This window comes from Pseudolysinimonas sp. (assembly GCF_031389465.1).
Lineage (GTDB): Bacteria > Actinomycetota > Actinomycetes > Actinomycetales > Microbacteriaceae > Pseudolysinimonas_A.
In genome coordinates, this window is the sequence record NZ_JANMSQ010000040.1 from 1 (window position 1) to 16,033 (window position 16,033).

Genomic DNA, 16,033 nt, shown 5'->3' on the forward strand with positions numbered 1-16,033 from the left:
CGACGGGCCCGACGCCGCGGCGGCCTTCGTGCTGCGTCTCATCGACCCGCTGCTCGCCGACCCCAGCCGGTTCGGCGCCGCGATGGACCCGAAGACGAGCCTGCAGGAGCTCTCGACGCGCCTCGGCAAGGGGCTGCCGCAGTACGTGGTCGCCGACAGCGGTCCCGACCACTCCAAGCGCTTCCACGCCGTCGTGTCGCTCGCCGGCGACGAGATCGCGGCAGGTGATGGCACGAGCAAGAAGCAGGCCGAGATGGCCGCCGCACTCGCCGCCTGGGCGGTGCTGCATCGCGAGCAGCATCCGATCGCGCGCGACCCCGGCGCGGACTAGGAATGCCGGAACTCCCCGAGGTCGAAGTCGTTCGCTCCGGCCTGGAACCCGCTGTGACGGGTGCGACGGTCACGCGGGTCGAGGTGCTCGACTTCCGGTCGCTGCGCCGCCACGACGGTCCCGAGGAGGACTTCGTCGATCGACTCACCGGTGTGCGGCTGCTGAAGCCCGAACGCCGGGGCAAGTTCCTCTGGATTCCGGTCGAACCCCGTCGATTCGTGCCGTCTGGCGGCTCAGCGGCCACGCATCCGCCAAACGGCACGAATCGTGGGGTGGCCGAGGCGCTGGTCGTGCACCTCGGGATGACGGGGCAAGTGCTGCTGCGCGACCCGGATGCCGTCCGCGATCGGCTGACCCGCATCGTGCTGGATGTCGACCAGCCCTCGCACGGGGCGGTGCGGGTGGACTTCGTCGATCAGCGTATCTTCGGGTCGATGGCTCTCGACGCCCTCGTCGAAGCCGTCGATCATCCCGCACAACTCATCCCCGGTCAGGTCGCGCACATCGCGCGCGATCCCGTTGACCCGCTGTTCGACGACGATCTCTTCCTGCGCGCCCTGGCGAAGAGAGACACCGGCATCAAGCGCGCGCTGCTGGATCAGACCCTGGTAAGCGGGATCGGCAACATCTACGCCGACGAAGCCCTCTGGGCGGCGCGCATCCACTACGCCCAGCCGACCCGCGCCCTCAGCCGACCTCGGGCGAAGACCCTGCTCGCCGAGGTGCGACTCGTGCTCGGTCGGGCACTCGCCGAGGGCGGCACCTCGTTCGACAGCAGCTACGTCAACGTGAACGGCGCCTCGGGCTACTTCTCGCACTCCTTGAACGCGTACGGGCAGCACGGCAAGCCCTGCCCCCGCTGCGGCCGGCCGATCGTGCGGGATAATTTCATGAACCGCGGCTCGCACTTCTGCCCCTTCTGCCAGCGCGCCCCGCGATGAACCGCTGGCCCGTCACCGCACAAGTACTGGCACTCGCCGTCGAGAGTCGCATGAGTGAGGCCCGCCAGCTGGCGGCAGCGCACGAGATCTGCACGGATGCCGCGCGGGGAACGACCGCCAGGTTCGCCCGCGATGCAGTCGGCTCAGGCCTGGACCCCGTCGTCCTCGTCCTCGTCCTCGTCGGAGATCGAAGCCCCGTTCTCGAGAACTTGCAGCGACTTCGTCTTCTCGAGCATCCGCTGCAAGAGCTGGTTGAGCTGGTCGATGTCGTCCGGGGCGAGATCGGCAAGAATGATCTCTTGCCCCTTCATGGAGATCGGGTACATGAGGTGGTGCATCACCGCTCCGTCGGGGGTGAGGTACATGGGACGCGAGCCTCGGGGCCCGTCGAGGAGAGCCACCAGGCCGCGAGATGCGAGAGTGGTGACGCTCTTGGAGACAGCGGCCTTGTTAACACCGGTGAACTCGCAGATCTCTGTCGCGGGAGCGCCCGGGCGAAGCGCGAGCGCCGAGATCACTCGCCAATCGTTGGTACCGAGCCCGAAACGTCGACGCAGTTCTGTTGACTCGCGCCAGACGAGGGCGTTCGAGAGCAGCGCGAGCAGACGTGGGGTGAAGGTCTCCGGGTCGAGGGTCACGTCGAGTCGCTCTGTGATCAGGTCTTGTTCTGCTCGCGAACGCGCGCGAGCTTGCTGCAGTTCCGACATCATGGCTCCCTTCGACATGCTCGGGCCCTGTCCCGTCCTGATCAAGTTGAGTTTTCCAGACAAAGATGATCGGACGTCGTATCTCGGTCGCATCTGAGTCTAGAGGATTGACCACAAACAAGTTGAGGTATCGCGGTGTTTACATCATAACTAAATCCTGCTAGCGTCCTCTCACCGGATCGATAGGCCGGGACACAGTCGATGGGGACTGCCGCTCAACCCGCGAGCATCGCCATCCGTGTCGTTCAACGAGGAGGCATGAGATGAGCGGTCACCCCCTGCTGGCGGCGGAGCGACCAAGCGTCGTGCAGTTGGAGGATCTTGCCTTCGAACTGCGGTCGAAGCTGTTGCACTTGTGCGGGTCCTATGAGGGTGCCGTTCACATCGGCGGCGACCTGTCGGCTGCTGACATCTTCACCGCGCTCTTCCAGTACGGGCTGCGGGTCGACCCTTCTGACATCTCGAACCCCAGCCGTGACCGCTTCGTGCTCAGCAAAGGGCACGCTGCCGTGTGCATGTACATCACGATGGCGATTCGCGGATTCTTCTCCTTCGACGAGATCGTCGCGACTTACGGCCAGCTTGATAGCGCCTACGGCATGCACCCGTGCAAGGTGCAGTTGCCAGGCGTCGAGTGTTCGACCGGATCACTCGGACACGGCCTCCCGCTTGCCGTCGGCATGGCACTGAGCGCCCGTCACCGCGGTGAGACGCACCGCGTGGTCTGCCTGATGGGTGACGGGGAGACTGGCGAAGGCTCGGTGTGGGAAGCCGCGATGGCCGCCCGAAGCAACGAGCTTGGCAACCTCGTCGCCTTCATCGACCGCAACCGGCAGCTGATGACCAGCTTTGCCGAAGAACGCGTCGTGTTTGAGCCCTACCCGGACAAGTGGCGCGCGTTCGGGTGGAACGTGCTCGAGGTCGATGGGCACGACATGGCTCAGCTCGTCGGTGCCATTGATGCTCTGCCGACGACAACCGACAACCGCCCGACCGTGGTCATCTGTGACACGGTCAAGGGCAAGGGAGTCGACTTCATGGAACGCAACCTCGCCTGGCACGCCGGCTCGCTGGGCGTCGCAGACCTCGAGCGAGCGATCGCCGCACTGTCGTCCACTCGAGTTGAGGAGAACGCCTGATGTCCACGACCTTCACCTTCGGCGAGATTCTCTCCGCCCGATCTGTCATCGGCTCGACCCTTGCCGAGCTGGGAGACGAGTACGAGAACCTCTGGGTGCTCACTCCTGACATCGGCGCGACCCTCGTCGAGTTCCGGGAGAAGTTTCCAGAGCGCTTTCTCGACGTCGGTCTGGCTGAACAGGTCTGCGTCGGGATTGCAGCGGGCTTGGCCTACGACGGAAACATCCCGGTGGTATCTGGGATGCTGCCCTTCCTCAGCATGCGCCCCCTCGAGCAGATCCGTAGTGATGTGTGCTACCCGAACCTTCCCGTCAAGATCATCGGCACCCACGGTGGATTGGTCGGCAATGGCGGCTCGACGCACTATGCGGTCGAGGACCTCGCCCTGATGTGCGCCCTCACCAACATGACGGTCACCTCGATCGGCGACCCGCGAATGGTCGGAGAGATCATCCGGCAGTCGATGACGATGACCGGGCCGATCTACATTCGGCTCGCAGTCGGCAAGAGTGACGTCGTGCTCTACGAGCCCGGCGAGCATGAGGTTCGGATCGGGAAGGGGATCGTCGCGCGCGAAGGCAGCGACGCGACGATCTTCACCCATGGGACGACGGTCTCGCAGGCGCTGCAGGCTGCAGGAGAACTCGAGCGCGACGGCTACTCGGTGCGGGTTGTCGACATGTTCACGCTCAAGCCGATCGACGAGGACCTCATCGTGCGGTGCGCGGCAGAGACCGGCGGTCGGTTCGTCGTCCTTGAAGACCACCTCGCCTACGGTGGACTGGCGACTCGTGTGGCCGACGTGGTAGCAGACCGCGGGGTTCGCCTGAACGCCTTTGAACGGCTCGGAATTCCGCAGGTGTATGCGGGCTTCGGCGACGACGAGCAGTTGCGCGACAAGCACGGATACGGGCTCGCGGCAACGGTCGGCGCGTTGCGTCGGGTCATCGGTACCTAGCCACTCAGAATCCCAGCGCTCAACGGAGAGACGAATGAGAACTGTAGCCGTCACGAAGATCGGGAGTCTGAGCGACCCCGACGATGCGACCCGTGGTCGGGTCGGGGTCGTTGACTTCCCTGACCAGGTGCTGGGGCCTGAAGACGTCCGCATCCGCGTCGCATACTCGGCGATCTGCGGTTCTGACCCTCACATCGCCGAAGGGTTCTTTGGTGTCGACGTGCCGATCGGGCTTGGGCACGAACTCTCCGGTGTGATCGAAGCGCTCGGCGCACAAGCACACCGCAACGGATTGCGGGTCGGTGACCGCGTCGCCGGAAACTTCTTGCGGTTCTGCGGCACCTGCCGTGCCTGCCAGCGGGGTCGGCAGCAATTCTGCAGCGGCATCCAGGACTACAACCGACCCGGCATGGCCGAGACCGTCACGTGGCATGAGTCTCAGGTGTACGTGCTGCCCGAGAGCGTCTCGTTGCTCAAGGGGTGCCTCCTGGAGCCGACGTCGGTAGCCGTTCGCATCGCGGACAAGTCCAACCTCCGGGTCGGTGACCGCGTCGCCATCTGCGGAGGTGGGCCGATCGGCCAGCTTGCGCTTCAGGTGATGAAGATGCACGGCGCGACTTCGCTCACGATGATCGAGCCGATCGCCGAACGTCGCGAGATCGCTCTACGGCGTGGAGCCGAGCACGTCATCGATCCGCTGTCGCAAGACCAGGATGCGCAAGCTGACGCCATCACCGAGGGCCACGGCTTCGATGTCGTCATCGACGCGTCGGGGTCGACGCGTGCGGTCCAGGGTCTGCTCCGAATCGCGGCGAAGGGGGCGACCGTGATCTATGGCGCCATGTACCCGCATGACTTCGAGATGCCACTCAATCTCACGGACTACCTCTACCTCAAGGAGCTCACCCTCACCGGGGTGTTCGTCTCGCCGTACGCATTCCCCCGTGCGGTGCAGATCCTGCCCCACCTCGATGTCGATGAATTGACTCGAGCCGTCTTCCCCCTTGAGGAAGCCGTTGAAGCATTCGCTGCACACGTCAGCGGGGCGCACCCCAAGGTCGTCATCCGGTGCAACGACGTCGATGTACAGGAGGGAGCCCGATGACTGCTCGGAACGCTCCCTCGACCGAGAGCACCTCGCCGGCCGCTACCCCTGCTCTTGAGGTGCGCGACATCGTCAAGCGCTTCGATGGAGTGCTCGCGCTCAATGGCGTCCAGCTCTCGGTTCAGCCCGGCGAGATTCACGCCGTGCTGGGAGAGAACGGTGCCGGCAAGTCGACCCTCATCAAGATCATGACGGGCGTCTACGCTCCGGACTCTGGGGAAGTGCTCCTTGACGGTGAGCCGGTCGAACTCGCCAACGTACGGACCGCCCACCGGCTGGGGATCGTCGCGCTCTATCAGGAGTTGTCAATCGTGCCGACGATCAGCGTCGCCGAGAACATCCTGCTAGGTGATCAGACCCCGAGTCGCGGCGGACTGGTGAATTGGCGAGCACTGCGCAAGGGCGCGAAACTTCAACTTGACCGCCTCAACCAGCGCATCGCGCTCGGACGTCTCGCCGGCGATCTCTCGCCGGTGCAACAGACGATGGTCGCCGTAGCGCGGGCGCTCGCGACGGACGCCCGAGTGCTTATCCTCGACGAGCCGACGGCCTCGCTCTCCGACTTGGAGACCGCCGACCTCTTCGCTGTTCTGCGTTCGCTGCGGGATCAGGGGGTGGCGATCATCTACGTCTCGCACCGACTTGAAGAGGTGTTCGAACTCTGTGATCGCCTGACCATCATGCGTAACGGAGAGACCATCATCACCAAGCGGGTCGCTGACACCACCGTCGACGAGGTCATCTCGACGATGGTCGGTCGCTCGCAAGGCGAGCTCTACCCACCGCGAAACACGGCTCGGGGTGAAGCGGTGCTAGCCGTGGAGGGCTTGAACGGGAGGCGGGTCAAGGACGTCTCGCTCCAGGCCTTCGCCGGCGAGGTGCTCGGGATCGGAGGCTTGGCAGGATCCGGCCGCAGTGAGCTGCTCCGCCTTCTGTCGGGTGCCCAGAAGTCCTCGTCCGGCACCATCAGCGTCCGCGGAGTCGTGCTCCCGCATGTGTTGAGCGTCGGACGAGCTCTCGCGGCCGGCGTTGCCCTCGTGCCCGAGGAGCGCCGCAGTCAGGGAGTCATCCTCTCGGCGGCCATTCAAGAGAACGTCGCGGTCGCGAATCTGGGTTCCGTCAGCACGGCGGGTTGGGTTTCGAGCGGCAGGATCACCGACCTCGCTCGCCGTACTGTCGCTGAGTTGCAGATCAAAGCTCGCGGACCGCGCCAGCCGGTCGGCCAACTCTCGGGCGGGAATCAACAGAAGGTCGTGCTGGGAAAGATGCTCGCTCGTCGACCGCAGGTGCTCCTCATGGACGAGCCCACGCGGGGCATCGACATCGGCACGCGCGCCGAGATCTATCGCCTCATCCGCGAACTGGTCGCCTCGGGAACCACCGTCGTCGCGGTGAGTTCAGAACTGCCCGAACTGATCGGCATCTCCGACCGGATCCTCATCATGCATGAAGGCCGGGTTTCCGGCGAGGTCCTGGCCGCCGAGGCCGACGACGAAGTCCTGCTTGCCTACTGCTACGGAAGGGTCGCCTGACATGGTCAAGTCACAACTGTTCTCAAAGGCGTCGATGTCGCGCGACCTCACACCGATCCTGCGGAGGGTGATGCAGAGCGGAACGATCGTCGCACTTCTCGTTCTGATCTTGGTCTTCGCGCTGATCCGGCCCGACGTGTTCCTCAGCCTGGGGAACGTTCGGAACATTCTCGAACAGGTCGCCATCCTCACGATCATCGCTGCGGCGCAGACGGTCGTCATGGTGGTCGGTGACTTCGATCTCTCGGTGGGGACGACGGCAACGCTCTCCGGGTCGACAACGGCAGCGCTGATGCTCGGAGGAACGCCCGTGCCCCTGTCGGTCATCATCGGCCTGGCGGTCGGGACCGTGGTCGGCATGGTCAACGGGCTACTCGTGGCCTATGTGAAGCTCTCGGCCTTCGTCGCGACACTCGCCACCATGACAACGGTCGGCGGGTTGTCCTTCATCGTGACCAACGGTGTGACCTTGTACGGGCTGCCGGAAGAGTTCTACTGGATCGGGCAAAGTCGGCCACTCGGGATCCCGATGCCCATCTTCTTCGCGATCACGGTGGCTCTGATCGTCTGGGTCGTGCTGAAATTCACGACCCTAGGCCGACGCTGGTACGCCGTAGGCGGCAACGCCGAAGTGGCGCGCCTCTCGGGGATCAACGTCAATGGCACCCGCTTCCTGGCCTTTACTGTCGCGGGCTTCGCTTCCGCGATCGGAGGAATCATTCTGGTCAGCCGTCTCGGCAGCGCGAGCTCGGCTGGCGCGAACAGTTACATGCTCCTGGCCATCGCGGCGGTGTTCCTCGGCATGACGATCATCAAGTCGGGGCAAGCCAACCTCGGCGGAACGCTCGTCGGTGTCGGGATCATCGGCGTCATGAACAACGGGCTCAACATCGTCGGGGCGAGTACGTACATTCAACAAGTCCTGACCGGGCTGATCATCATCGCGGCCGTGACCCTCTCGGCACTCAAAAAGGCTCGCGACGCGTAGCAAGACACTCGTCGCTTCCAGCTGGGTTCGGGTCTGACCGCGCCCAGAGACAAGTACGCAATCACAACAAAGGAGTAATGATGCGCAATCGAATCACTGCTGTTGCCGCCATTGCGGCAGCTTCCGCGCTCGTCCTCGGAGGATGCACGGCTGCCGAAGATACGGGAGAAGACGCCTTCCACATCGCGGTGTTCACGCCGGGCTATGGCGCGCCCGTGGGCAAGTACGCGATGGACCTCTTCATCGAGGCTGGCCGTGACCTCGGCTGGGAGGTCGACCTCTACACGAGCGACTTCGACTACGACAAGCTGAACAACGACGTCTCAGCCGCGATCCGCCAGGGCGTTGACGCGGTCATGGGCGGTTGGCCGGACCCGCGGCAGATCGGACCGATCATCACTGCGGCCGAGGAAGCCGGCATCCCGATCTTCGCGTTCGACAGTGGCGTTGAGTCCACCCCGGCGCTCGCGATCGACGTGACCACCAGCCAGCAGCAGGTCACCGACCTCACCGTCGGTGCGCTGGAGGAGGCCATGGGCGGACTCGAGGGCAAGGAAGTGATGATCATCGGCTTCGACCCGCACCTTGGAATCGGTTTCCGGGGCAGGCTCGCTGAAGCTCAGCTGATCGAAGCCGGTGCGGTGATCGCCGGCGGCGACGTGCGCCAGATTGCCAACCCTGCCACCGCACAGGAGGAGGCTCTGAAGATCGTCACCGACTACCTGCAGGCGAACCCGGACGGCCTCGATGGCGTCTGGACCGCATGGGACCAGGTGGGACTCGGTGCGACGCTCGCGATCAACGAAGCGGGTCGTGACGACATCTTCGTGACCGGCGTCGACGGCGTGAGCGGTGCGCTCGACGCGATCAAGGCGAACGGACCGTTCTACGCGACGATCAGTCAGGACTGGCAGGCGATCGTTCAGCTGGTGGTCGACGCCGTCACGATTTACGCCGAGAACGGTGACCTGCCGGAGAGCAACTTCGTCACCACCGAGGTGACGCTTGTGACCCGCGAGAACGTCGACAACATCGAACCGACCGACTAAGTCGTCAGGGTGGGGGGCTTTCTGCTCCCCACCCTGCCGCACTCGAGCTCACGCCGAAATCTGCTGCACCCAAGACAGAGAGAGACACCATGCGTTTGAAAGGCAAGGTCGCCGTTATTACCGGCGGTGCCGGTGGAATCGGTCTCGCGACCGTGCGAAAGTTCGTCGCCGAGGGCGCTCAGGTTGTCGTCGCTGACATCGACCTCGCCCGGGCAGAAGCCGTCGTGGCGGAACTCGATGCGGCAGGTCACGCTGGCGCGACTGCTGCGGCGCAGGTCGACGTCTCGGTTCTGGCTGAGGTCGAGGCGATGGTAGCTCGCGCCGTTCAAGTGTTCGGCAGGCTCGACGTCATCTTCAACAACGCCGGAATCGCCGGCGGTAAGCCACTTCTCGAGCACGACCCCGACGTGGACTACGCCCCGATGATCCGCGTGGACCAAGATGGCGTCTACCACGGAATCTTGGCGGCCGGGCGGCAGTTCAGGAATCAGGGGACCCCCGGCGTCATCATCAGCACCTCCTCCATCTACGGCGAGCAAGCTGCTGAACTGGCCTTTAGCTACAGCGCAGCGAAGGCGGCCGTCATCTCGTTTACTCGCTCGGCCGCTTACGAGTTGGCGGAGTTCGGCATTCGAGTCGTCGCGATCACTCCGGGGCGCGTCGGAACTCCGATGATCAGACAGTTCAGCGAAGAGCTGAAGAGCACGTTCGCCGCGGAACAATTGAGAAACAAGCTGACTGAGCCTGAAGAGATCGCCAACGTGGTTGCGTTCCTTGCCTCGGACGAGGCGAACGTCATCAACGGGACGGTGGTTCACGTCGACGACGGTTACTCGGTGTTCAAGCAGCGCCTTGACCTTCCGGTCTTTTAGGAGGAGCCTCGATGAACGCTGATCTCGATCTCGCGTGCCACCTCAACGTCGTGGTCCCCAACGTGCGTCTTGATGCGCTGCCCGCGGCGCTCGGGGTGATCGCCGAAACCGGCTATCGGCGCGTCGTGCTTCCGCCGCTCAACCCGGACGAGATCGACGGCGGCCGGCTAGGCGCGACGATCGCTGCCGCCGGACTCTCACCCATCACGATTGCGGTGCAAGGACCCGGTGCCGACGTGTCCTCGAACGACCGTGACGAGCGAGCCCGTGGGCTCGAGTCGCTGCGTCGCTGTGTCGAAATGACGAGGGAGCTCGGCGGCGACCAGATGAATGGTGTGCCATACGGCCCGTTCGGCAAATACGTTTCACCGCCGACGTTCGACGAGCGCAAGTGGTCGGCTGAGGGCGTCGGGCTCGCGGCGGATTATGCCCATGAGCTCGGGATCATGATGACCTTCGAGGTCCTCAACCGGTATGAGACGGCCATGGTAAACACCGCCCAGCAGGCGATCGACTTCGTTCAGCTCAGTGGTTCTCAGCACCTTCGCATCCATCTCGACACCTTTCACATGGGTGTCGAGGAGTCCAGTGTCGACGAGGCGATACGAACCGCTCTGCCGTACCTGGGCTTTCTCGAGCTGGGGCAATCGGGCCGGGGCCCGCTGGAGTCGGGCGTGCTCGACATCCCCGACATTGTGCGTCAGGCACTCAACGACGGCTACCGAGGCCGTTGGGGGGTCGAAGCCTTCTCGCGAGACGGATTGGATCCGGAAGTCGCCGACGCTCTCGGTATCTGGCGAACGACGTTCGACGATGCCCGGACGCTGGCAGGGAGGGCGCAACATACGGTGTGGCGCGGCTGGAGCGCGAGCGCGATCGGTCATCAGGCGGCTCGCCTCAAACGCAAGTCGGACATGAGCCTTTCCACCGCAGATCGCTTTACCCAACGAAAGGAATGACAATGGCAACGACGGTTCAGACACGCGGCGTTCTCCTCGACGAGGCGACGTTTGCGGGCAAGATTTACATCGACGGCGAATGGGTCACCGGCGCGGGCGGTGAGATCCCCTCGATCGCCCCCGCAACTGGGGAGACGCTCGTCTCTGTCGGCCTCGCCGGACCGGCCGACGTCACTCGCGCCGCTGCGAGCGCTCACGTCGCGCAACAGGCGTGGGCCGCGAGTCCGCATCCTGTTCGGGCGGCTGTGCTGCGCCGAGCGGCTCAGCTGTGGGAGGAGCACGCCGAAGAGATCATGGGCTGGAATGTGAAGGAGGTCGGGGCAATCCCGCCGATCGCCGGGTTCGCGCTCCATGTGACGGCTTCGGAGTGCTACGAGGCGTCAGGACTCCCGTCTGCGCCGGTCGGTTCGATCCTGTCGAGTGAGGAGCCGCGCCTCTCGCTCGCGCAGCAGGTTCCGGTCGGAGTCGTCGGGGTCATTTCCCCCTTCAACGTGCCGCTCATCCTCGGAATCCGTGCCGTGGCACCCGCACTCGCCCTCGGCAATGCCGTGCTTCTCAAGCCAGACCCCCGCACGGTGGTCACCGGCGGCGTCACGATGGTTCGAATCTTCGAGGAGGCCGGCCTTCCGGCGGGCCTCCTCCAGCTAGTGCCCGGGGGTGCCGACGTCGGTGAGGCGCTCGTCGCCGACCCGCACGTCCGCGTGATCGCATTCACCGGGTCTACCCGTGCCGGACGAATGGTGGGAGAGCTAGCGGGCAAGCACCTCACCCGCGCGCACCTCGAACTGGGCGGCAACTCGGCGTTCATCGTGCGACACGACGCCGATGTCGACCAAGCCGTCAATCTCGCGACCTGGGGGACCTTCCTCCACCAGGGCCAGATCTGCATGACGGTCGGTCGCCACATCGTGCACGAGTCGATCTTCGAGTCGTACGTCGAGAAGCTTGCGGCAAAGGCCGACTCGATGCATGTCGGCGATCCCGCGGCCGGTCAGGTACATCTCGGCCCGCTCATCGACGAGGTCCAGCGCGATCGGGTGCACACTCTGGTCCAGGATGCGGTCGCTCAGGGCGCTCAGTTGCGCGCCGGCGGAACCTACGAAGAGCTCTTCTACCGGCCGACTGTTCTCGCGAACACCCCGAGGGATGCCGCCGTGTACTGCGACGAGGTGTTTGGGCCCGTGGCGTCTGTCGTGTCGTACTCGACTGATGACGAAGCGGTCGCTCTCGCGTCAGAAGGCGACTACGGTCTCTCGCTCGGGATCATCACGGCTGATGCCCTCGCGGGTCTCGAGCTCGCGCAGCGCATTCCGACCGGAATCGTGCACATCAACGACCAGACGGTCAACGATGAGGCGAACACTCCATTCGGTGGAGTCGGCTCGTCGGGCACGGGGGCGCGGCACGGTGGCGCTCAGGCGAACATCGATGCCTTCACCGAGACCCGGTGGATCACGATGCGTCGGGTTCCGGGGACCTACCCGCTCTAGAGATCAAAACGGGGGTCCGGGAAGCTCGGCTTCTCGGACCCCCGTTTTCACGTCCCCGCGCACTCGGCGACGGTTCAGCGTGGGCGCGCGGGGACATATTGTCGCGGCCAGAGCGCGGTCGAGTCGGCATCGACCTCGCAGGCGGCGCGCAATCCGAAGTGCGGATCGCGCAACCACTCTCGCGCGGCGAAAACGGCGTCGGCCGTGCCCGATATGAGTAGCTCCTCGGCTTGGTTGCCGCCGGTGACGAGGCCGACGGTCGCCACGAGGTGGCCAGTCTCCCGCTTGACGGCGGCGGCGAACGGCGCCTGATAGCCGGGGGAAACAGGGATGCGCTGGTGGGCGACCAGGCCCCCGGTTGAAATGTCGAAGAGGTCGGCTCCACAGTCGGCTGTCCAGTTTGCGACGGTCACCGTATCTTCGATCCCCCATCCCCCTTCAGCCCAATCTGTCCCGGAAAAGCGAACGAACACGGGGATCGCCGGGCCTGCGGCGTTACGCACCGCGCGCACGACTCGCAGCAGCAATCGAGCCCGATTCTCAAGCGTCCCGCCATATTCGTCTTCGCGAGAGTTGGCCAGGGGCGACAGAAACTGATGCAGCAAGTAGCCGTGCGCTGCATGAATCTCGATCACGTCGAAGCCGGCTTCGATGGCACGTCGGGCCGCCGCGCTGAACGCCGCGATGATGCCGTCTAGTTCTGCACCTTCGAGGGCGACCGGTTCCGCGTGGCCTTCGTAGGCGATCGCTGAGGGGGCTCTGGTGACCCATCCGCTTTCATCGAGCGGAATGCTTCCGTTTCCTCGGTTCGCGAACGGCGACCAGACCGATCCCTTTCGGCCGGAGTGCGAGAGTTGGACACCGAGTGCTCCACCGCGGACATGGACTGCATCGATGATGGGGATCCAGGCGTCTCGCTGCTGATCGCTCCAGAGGCCAGCGTCCTGCGGCGCGATGCGCCCTTCGGGCAGGACGGCCGTCGCCTCGGTGAGAACGAGTCCGGCACCACCCGCCGCGAACTGGGCCAGGTGGACGTGATGCCAATCGGCAACCATGCCGTCGTCGGCGCTGTTGATTCCCATGGGTGAGACCCAGAGTCGATTCCGGAACACCTTGCCGCGGATCGCTAGCGGGCTGAAGAGCAGGCTCACGGGAACTCCAATGTGCTTCGCCGAGGGTTGCGCTGCTCGGGTCTCGGCGACCGTCCCGAGCAGTACACCCCAAGCTACCCGCTAGTTAGCATATCAACAAGATTGGGTGACATCTAACGTAGTAGAGGCGGGCCGCGTCGACCAACCCGGCCCGCACGCCGACAAATTCTTCTGCCAGGCGCCCTCGTAGGTGAACAGCACGAACCCGATGGCCTCGTTGACGTCGAGCATGTGCCGGTTCTCTTCGGCATCCAGAGACCTTCCTCCTCGTCGAGGCCGGTCGGGGGTTCGAGCCTCGGCCCGGGTGCGGGCGACGATCCGGCGTAGACGTGGATCTGCTGTTTGCCACCCGCACTGGCCATCGCCTCGACACCGTCCGACAACGCGCGCCCGATGCCTCGGCCGGTGAAGTCGGGATGCACCTGTACCTGAAGCCATTCGGTGTTGGCGGCATCCCCCTCCGAATGGGTTTCGTAGCAGCCGCGCGCGACGATCCGGCCGTCGACGCGCGCGCCGAGCAGTCGACGAGGTTCATGCGTCGATGGCTGCCAGTCCGGCAGCAGTTCGGTCGCCGGGTAGGCCATTTCGTCGGTGCCCGCCACGAACTCGACAGCGGCATTGCGGGCCTCGACGCTCTGCTCGAAGTCGCGGGCGGCCGCCGAGCCGTCGAGCTTCGCCGGGATCACGAGCTCCTCGATCGTGAAGGTCACGACAGGTCCTTTCGCCAGGCACCCTCGTAGGCGATCGGGGTGAAGCCGAGGGCCTCGTTGACGTCGAGCATGTGCCGATTCTCCTCAGCGTTGAAGGTGAGGATGCTGGGGTGGCCGGGGGAGATCGCGGCGAGGTGGGCGAGGTTGGCGACTTTCACGAGCATCCCGAGGCGGTGGCCGCGGTGCTCACGCAGGACGAGCGTCGCATACTGCTGCACCGCCCGGTGGGGTTGCCGGGGCACCGAAAGGGCCGAGTACGCGACGAGGCGCCCGGAGGCCATGTGCTCAGCTGCCGCGACGAGGTGGCGGCGAGGATTGCTCTCCCGGCGGTCGTCGGCGTCGCGCACTCGCTCGACCGTCCAGACATCTTCGGGTTCCTCGAGGCCGGCGCTCGGCGCGTCGGTGCTCATGCGGGTCGCCAGCACCGCCCGGTCCTCGAGCCAGCGATCGGACGAACGGTCGATCCAGGTGTGCACGCGGTAGTCGGGGCCGCTCGCCTCCTCAGCCGCCGTGACGAGCGCATCGAGCCCCGCGACCGGAAGCTGCAGCCGACTGAGACGCTCGACCTGTTCGAACGTGTAGCCGCGGGCTTGCATGAACCGCGTCGACCGAGCGTCGCCGGCGATCGAGCCATACCCGGTCGGCGAGTTCAGCCGCGCCCCGCCCATCGCACGACCCGCGACATAGGCGATCGCTTTGCGCCGGCCGTCGGCGAGCACCGCCTCCTCAACGCGGTCGGCGAGCGCTCGCCCGATGCCGCGCCCGCGGAACTCCGGATGCACGAGCACCTGCACCCACGAGGTGTCGGCCTCCTCGCCGGTCTGGGTCTCCGTGGTCGCCTGAGCGACGATCCGACCTTCCGCGCGGGCGACGAGGAGCCGCTTGGGTTGGAACGGGTTGCCGAACTGCGGCAGCTCTTCGTCCGGCTCGTAGACGATGTCGGGCGTCCCGAACTCATCGATCGCCACGACGTTGCCGACATCGATAGCGGCGACGAATTCCCCTGCCGCGGGGTCGTCGAGCGTCGCCGGAACGTCGAGCTCTGCAATCACGAAACCGCTCATGGCGGTACCCACCTCACGCCGCCTGGTGGGCAGCCGACCAGACTACACAGAGCGGGCTCGACTGAACAGAACCGGTACCGTAGGGTCAGTCCACTGTCGCTCGGGTCGAGTAGCGCCGGAGGCGCGTGTCGAGACCAGGAGTCCATTTGTATTTGAAGAGCCTGACCCTCAAGGGGTTCAAGTCCTTCGCGACTCCCACCACCTTCGCGTTCGAGCCCGGAGTCACCTGCGTCGTCGGCCCGAACGGCTCAGGAAAGTCGAACGTCGTCGACGCGCTCGCCTGGGTGATGGGCGAGCAGGGGGCGAAAACCCTGCGCGGCGGCAAGATGGAAGACGTCATCTTCGCGGGCACCGCCACCCGTGGACCGCTCGGCCGTGCCGAGGTGCACCTGACGATCGACAACGCGGATGGCGCGCTACCGATCGAGTACTCCGAGGTCACGATCTCGCGCACCCTGTTCCGCAACGGCGGCAGCGAGTATGCGATCAACGGCGAGCAGTGCCGCTTGCTCGACGTGCAGGAACTGCTGAGCGACTCCGGTCTCGGCCGCGAGATGCACGTGATCGTCGGGCAGGGCCAGCTCGATGCCGTGCTACACGCGACCCCGGAGGACCGCCGCGGCTTCATCGAGGAGGCGGCCGGCATCCTCAAGCACCGCCGCCGCAAAGAGAAGACGCTCCGCAAGCTCGAGGCGATGCAGGCGAACCTGACACGGCTGAGCGACCTGGCCGGTGAGATCCGGCGGCAGCTGAAGCCGCTGGGTCAGCAGGCAGAGATCGCCCGCGAGGCGCAGACCATCGCCGCGATCGTGCGCGACGCCCGTGCCCGACTGCTCGCCGACGAGGTCGTCGGACTCCGCGCGTCGATCGATGTCCTCAGCCGCGGCGAGAGCGAGCGCAAGACCGAGCGCCTCGTGTTGACCGAGCAGCTCGACCAGTCCAAGCTGCGGCAGTCGCGCATCGAGCAGACGATGTCGGGAGATGCCGTCGACGACGCCCGTCGCGTCTCCTTCGCTCTCGAGCAGGTCCAGGATCA

Annotated in this window: 16 protein-coding genes; 12 read left to right on the forward strand and 4 right to left on the reverse strand. The window is 65.3% G+C overall.

Going from position 1 to position 16,033, the window contains the following annotated elements; translation table 11 throughout:
- Together RMO30_RS01620 and mutM are read left to right on the forward strand one after the other, a co-directional pair.
- Window positions 1-331: putative dsRNA-binding protein (locus RMO30_RS01620; RefSeq protein WP_309708625.1), on the forward strand; the 331-nt coding region annotated here is incomplete at its 5' end.
- A gap of 2 nt (window positions 332-333) precedes the next feature.
- Entirely contained in the window at window positions 334-1,272 is a 939-nt protein-coding gene (mutM, locus tag RMO30_RS01625; RefSeq protein WP_309708626.1) for a bifunctional DNA-formamidopyrimidine glycosylase/DNA-(apurinic or apyrimidinic site) lyase, read from the forward strand.
- 143 nt (window positions 1,273-1,415) lie between these two features.
- Here mutM and RMO30_RS01630 read toward each other — a convergent pair whose 3' ends face one another.
- Window positions 1,416-1,979 (reverse strand): MarR family winged helix-turn-helix transcriptional regulator, encoded by a 564-nt coding sequence (locus RMO30_RS01630; protein ID WP_309708628.1) that lies wholly within the window; start codon window positions 1,977-1,979, stop codon window positions 1,416-1,418.
- Between the two features lie 263 nt (window positions 1,980-2,242).
- Here RMO30_RS01630 and RMO30_RS01635 point away from each other — a divergent pair, with 263 nt between their 5' ends.
- From RMO30_RS01635 to RMO30_RS01675, 9 genes are all read left to right on the forward strand, one after another.
- On the forward strand, window positions 2,243-3,118 hold the full coding sequence (locus RMO30_RS01635) for a transketolase (RefSeq protein WP_309708631.1): 876 nt from the start codon (window positions 2,243-2,245) through the stop codon (window positions 3,116-3,118).
- Window positions 3,118-4,077, forward strand: a complete 960-nt coding sequence (locus RMO30_RS01640; RefSeq protein WP_309708635.1) for a transketolase C-terminal domain-containing protein — start codon at window positions 3,118-3,120, stop codon at window positions 4,075-4,077. The genes RMO30_RS01635 and RMO30_RS01640 overlap by 1 nt, the downstream gene beginning before the upstream one ends.
- A gap of 34 nt (window positions 4,078-4,111) precedes the next feature.
- Window positions 4,112-5,182, forward strand: coding sequence for an alcohol dehydrogenase catalytic domain-containing protein (locus RMO30_RS01645; protein ID WP_309708638.1), 1,071 nt, complete (start codon window positions 4,112-4,114; stop codon window positions 5,180-5,182).
- A complete protein-coding gene (locus RMO30_RS01650) occupies window positions 5,179-6,714 on the forward strand; it encodes a sugar ABC transporter ATP-binding protein (protein ID WP_309708640.1) in 1,536 nt (511 codons plus the stop codon). The genes RMO30_RS01645 and RMO30_RS01650 overlap by 4 nt, the downstream gene beginning before the upstream one ends.
- Before the next feature lies 1 nt (window position 6,715).
- A complete protein-coding gene (locus RMO30_RS01655) occupies window positions 6,716-7,702 on the forward strand; it encodes an ABC transporter permease (protein ID WP_309708643.1) in 987 nt (328 codons plus the stop codon).
- A gap of 80 nt (window positions 7,703-7,782) precedes the next feature.
- Entirely contained in the window at window positions 7,783-8,751 is a 969-nt protein-coding gene (locus RMO30_RS01660) for a sugar ABC transporter substrate-binding protein (protein ID WP_309708646.1), read from the forward strand.
- Between the two features lie 89 nt (window positions 8,752-8,840).
- Window positions 8,841-9,623, forward strand: a complete 783-nt coding sequence (locus tag RMO30_RS01665; RefSeq protein ID WP_309708648.1) for an SDR family NAD(P)-dependent oxidoreductase — start codon at window positions 8,841-8,843, stop codon at window positions 9,621-9,623.
- Between the two features lie 11 nt (window positions 9,624-9,634).
- Window positions 9,635-10,582 (forward strand): sugar phosphate isomerase/epimerase family protein, encoded by a 948-nt coding sequence (locus tag RMO30_RS01670; protein WP_309708650.1) that lies wholly within the window; start codon window positions 9,635-9,637, stop codon window positions 10,580-10,582.
- 2 nt (window positions 10,583-10,584) lie between these two features.
- Window positions 10,585-12,072: an aldehyde dehydrogenase family protein gene (locus RMO30_RS01675; RefSeq protein WP_309708652.1), complete on the forward strand. Its 1,488-nt coding sequence runs from the start codon at window positions 10,585-10,587 to the stop codon at window positions 12,070-12,072.
- A 74-nt stretch (window positions 12,073-12,146) separates the two neighbouring features.
- Here the strand turns inward: RMO30_RS01675 and RMO30_RS01680 are convergent, their stop codons facing one another.
- From RMO30_RS01680 to RMO30_RS01690, 3 genes are all read right to left on the reverse strand, one after another.
- Window positions 12,147-13,223 carry an NADH:flavin oxidoreductase/NADH oxidase gene (locus RMO30_RS01680; protein ID WP_309708654.1) on the reverse strand — a complete coding sequence of 359 codons (1,077 nt, stop codon included), beginning with the start codon at window positions 13,221-13,223 and terminating at the stop codon, window positions 12,147-12,149.
- 113 nt (window positions 13,224-13,336) lie between these two features.
- Window positions 13,337-13,933: a GNAT family N-acetyltransferase gene (locus RMO30_RS01685; RefSeq protein WP_309708656.1), complete on the reverse strand. Its 597-nt coding sequence runs from the start codon at window positions 13,931-13,933 to the stop codon at window positions 13,337-13,339.
- Window positions 13,930-14,997 carry a GNAT family N-acetyltransferase gene (locus tag RMO30_RS01690; protein ID WP_309708658.1) on the reverse strand — a complete coding sequence of 356 codons (1,068 nt, stop codon included), beginning with the start codon at window positions 14,995-14,997 and terminating at the stop codon, window positions 13,930-13,932. The genes RMO30_RS01685 and RMO30_RS01690 overlap by 4 nt, the downstream gene beginning before the upstream one ends.
- A gap of 146 nt (window positions 14,998-15,143) precedes the next feature.
- Between RMO30_RS01690 and RMO30_RS01695 the strand changes: the two genes are divergently transcribed.
- Window positions 15,144-16,033, forward strand: an 890-nt coding sequence (locus RMO30_RS01695) for an AAA family ATPase (RefSeq protein ID WP_309708663.1), incomplete at its 3' end; no start/stop codon positions are given.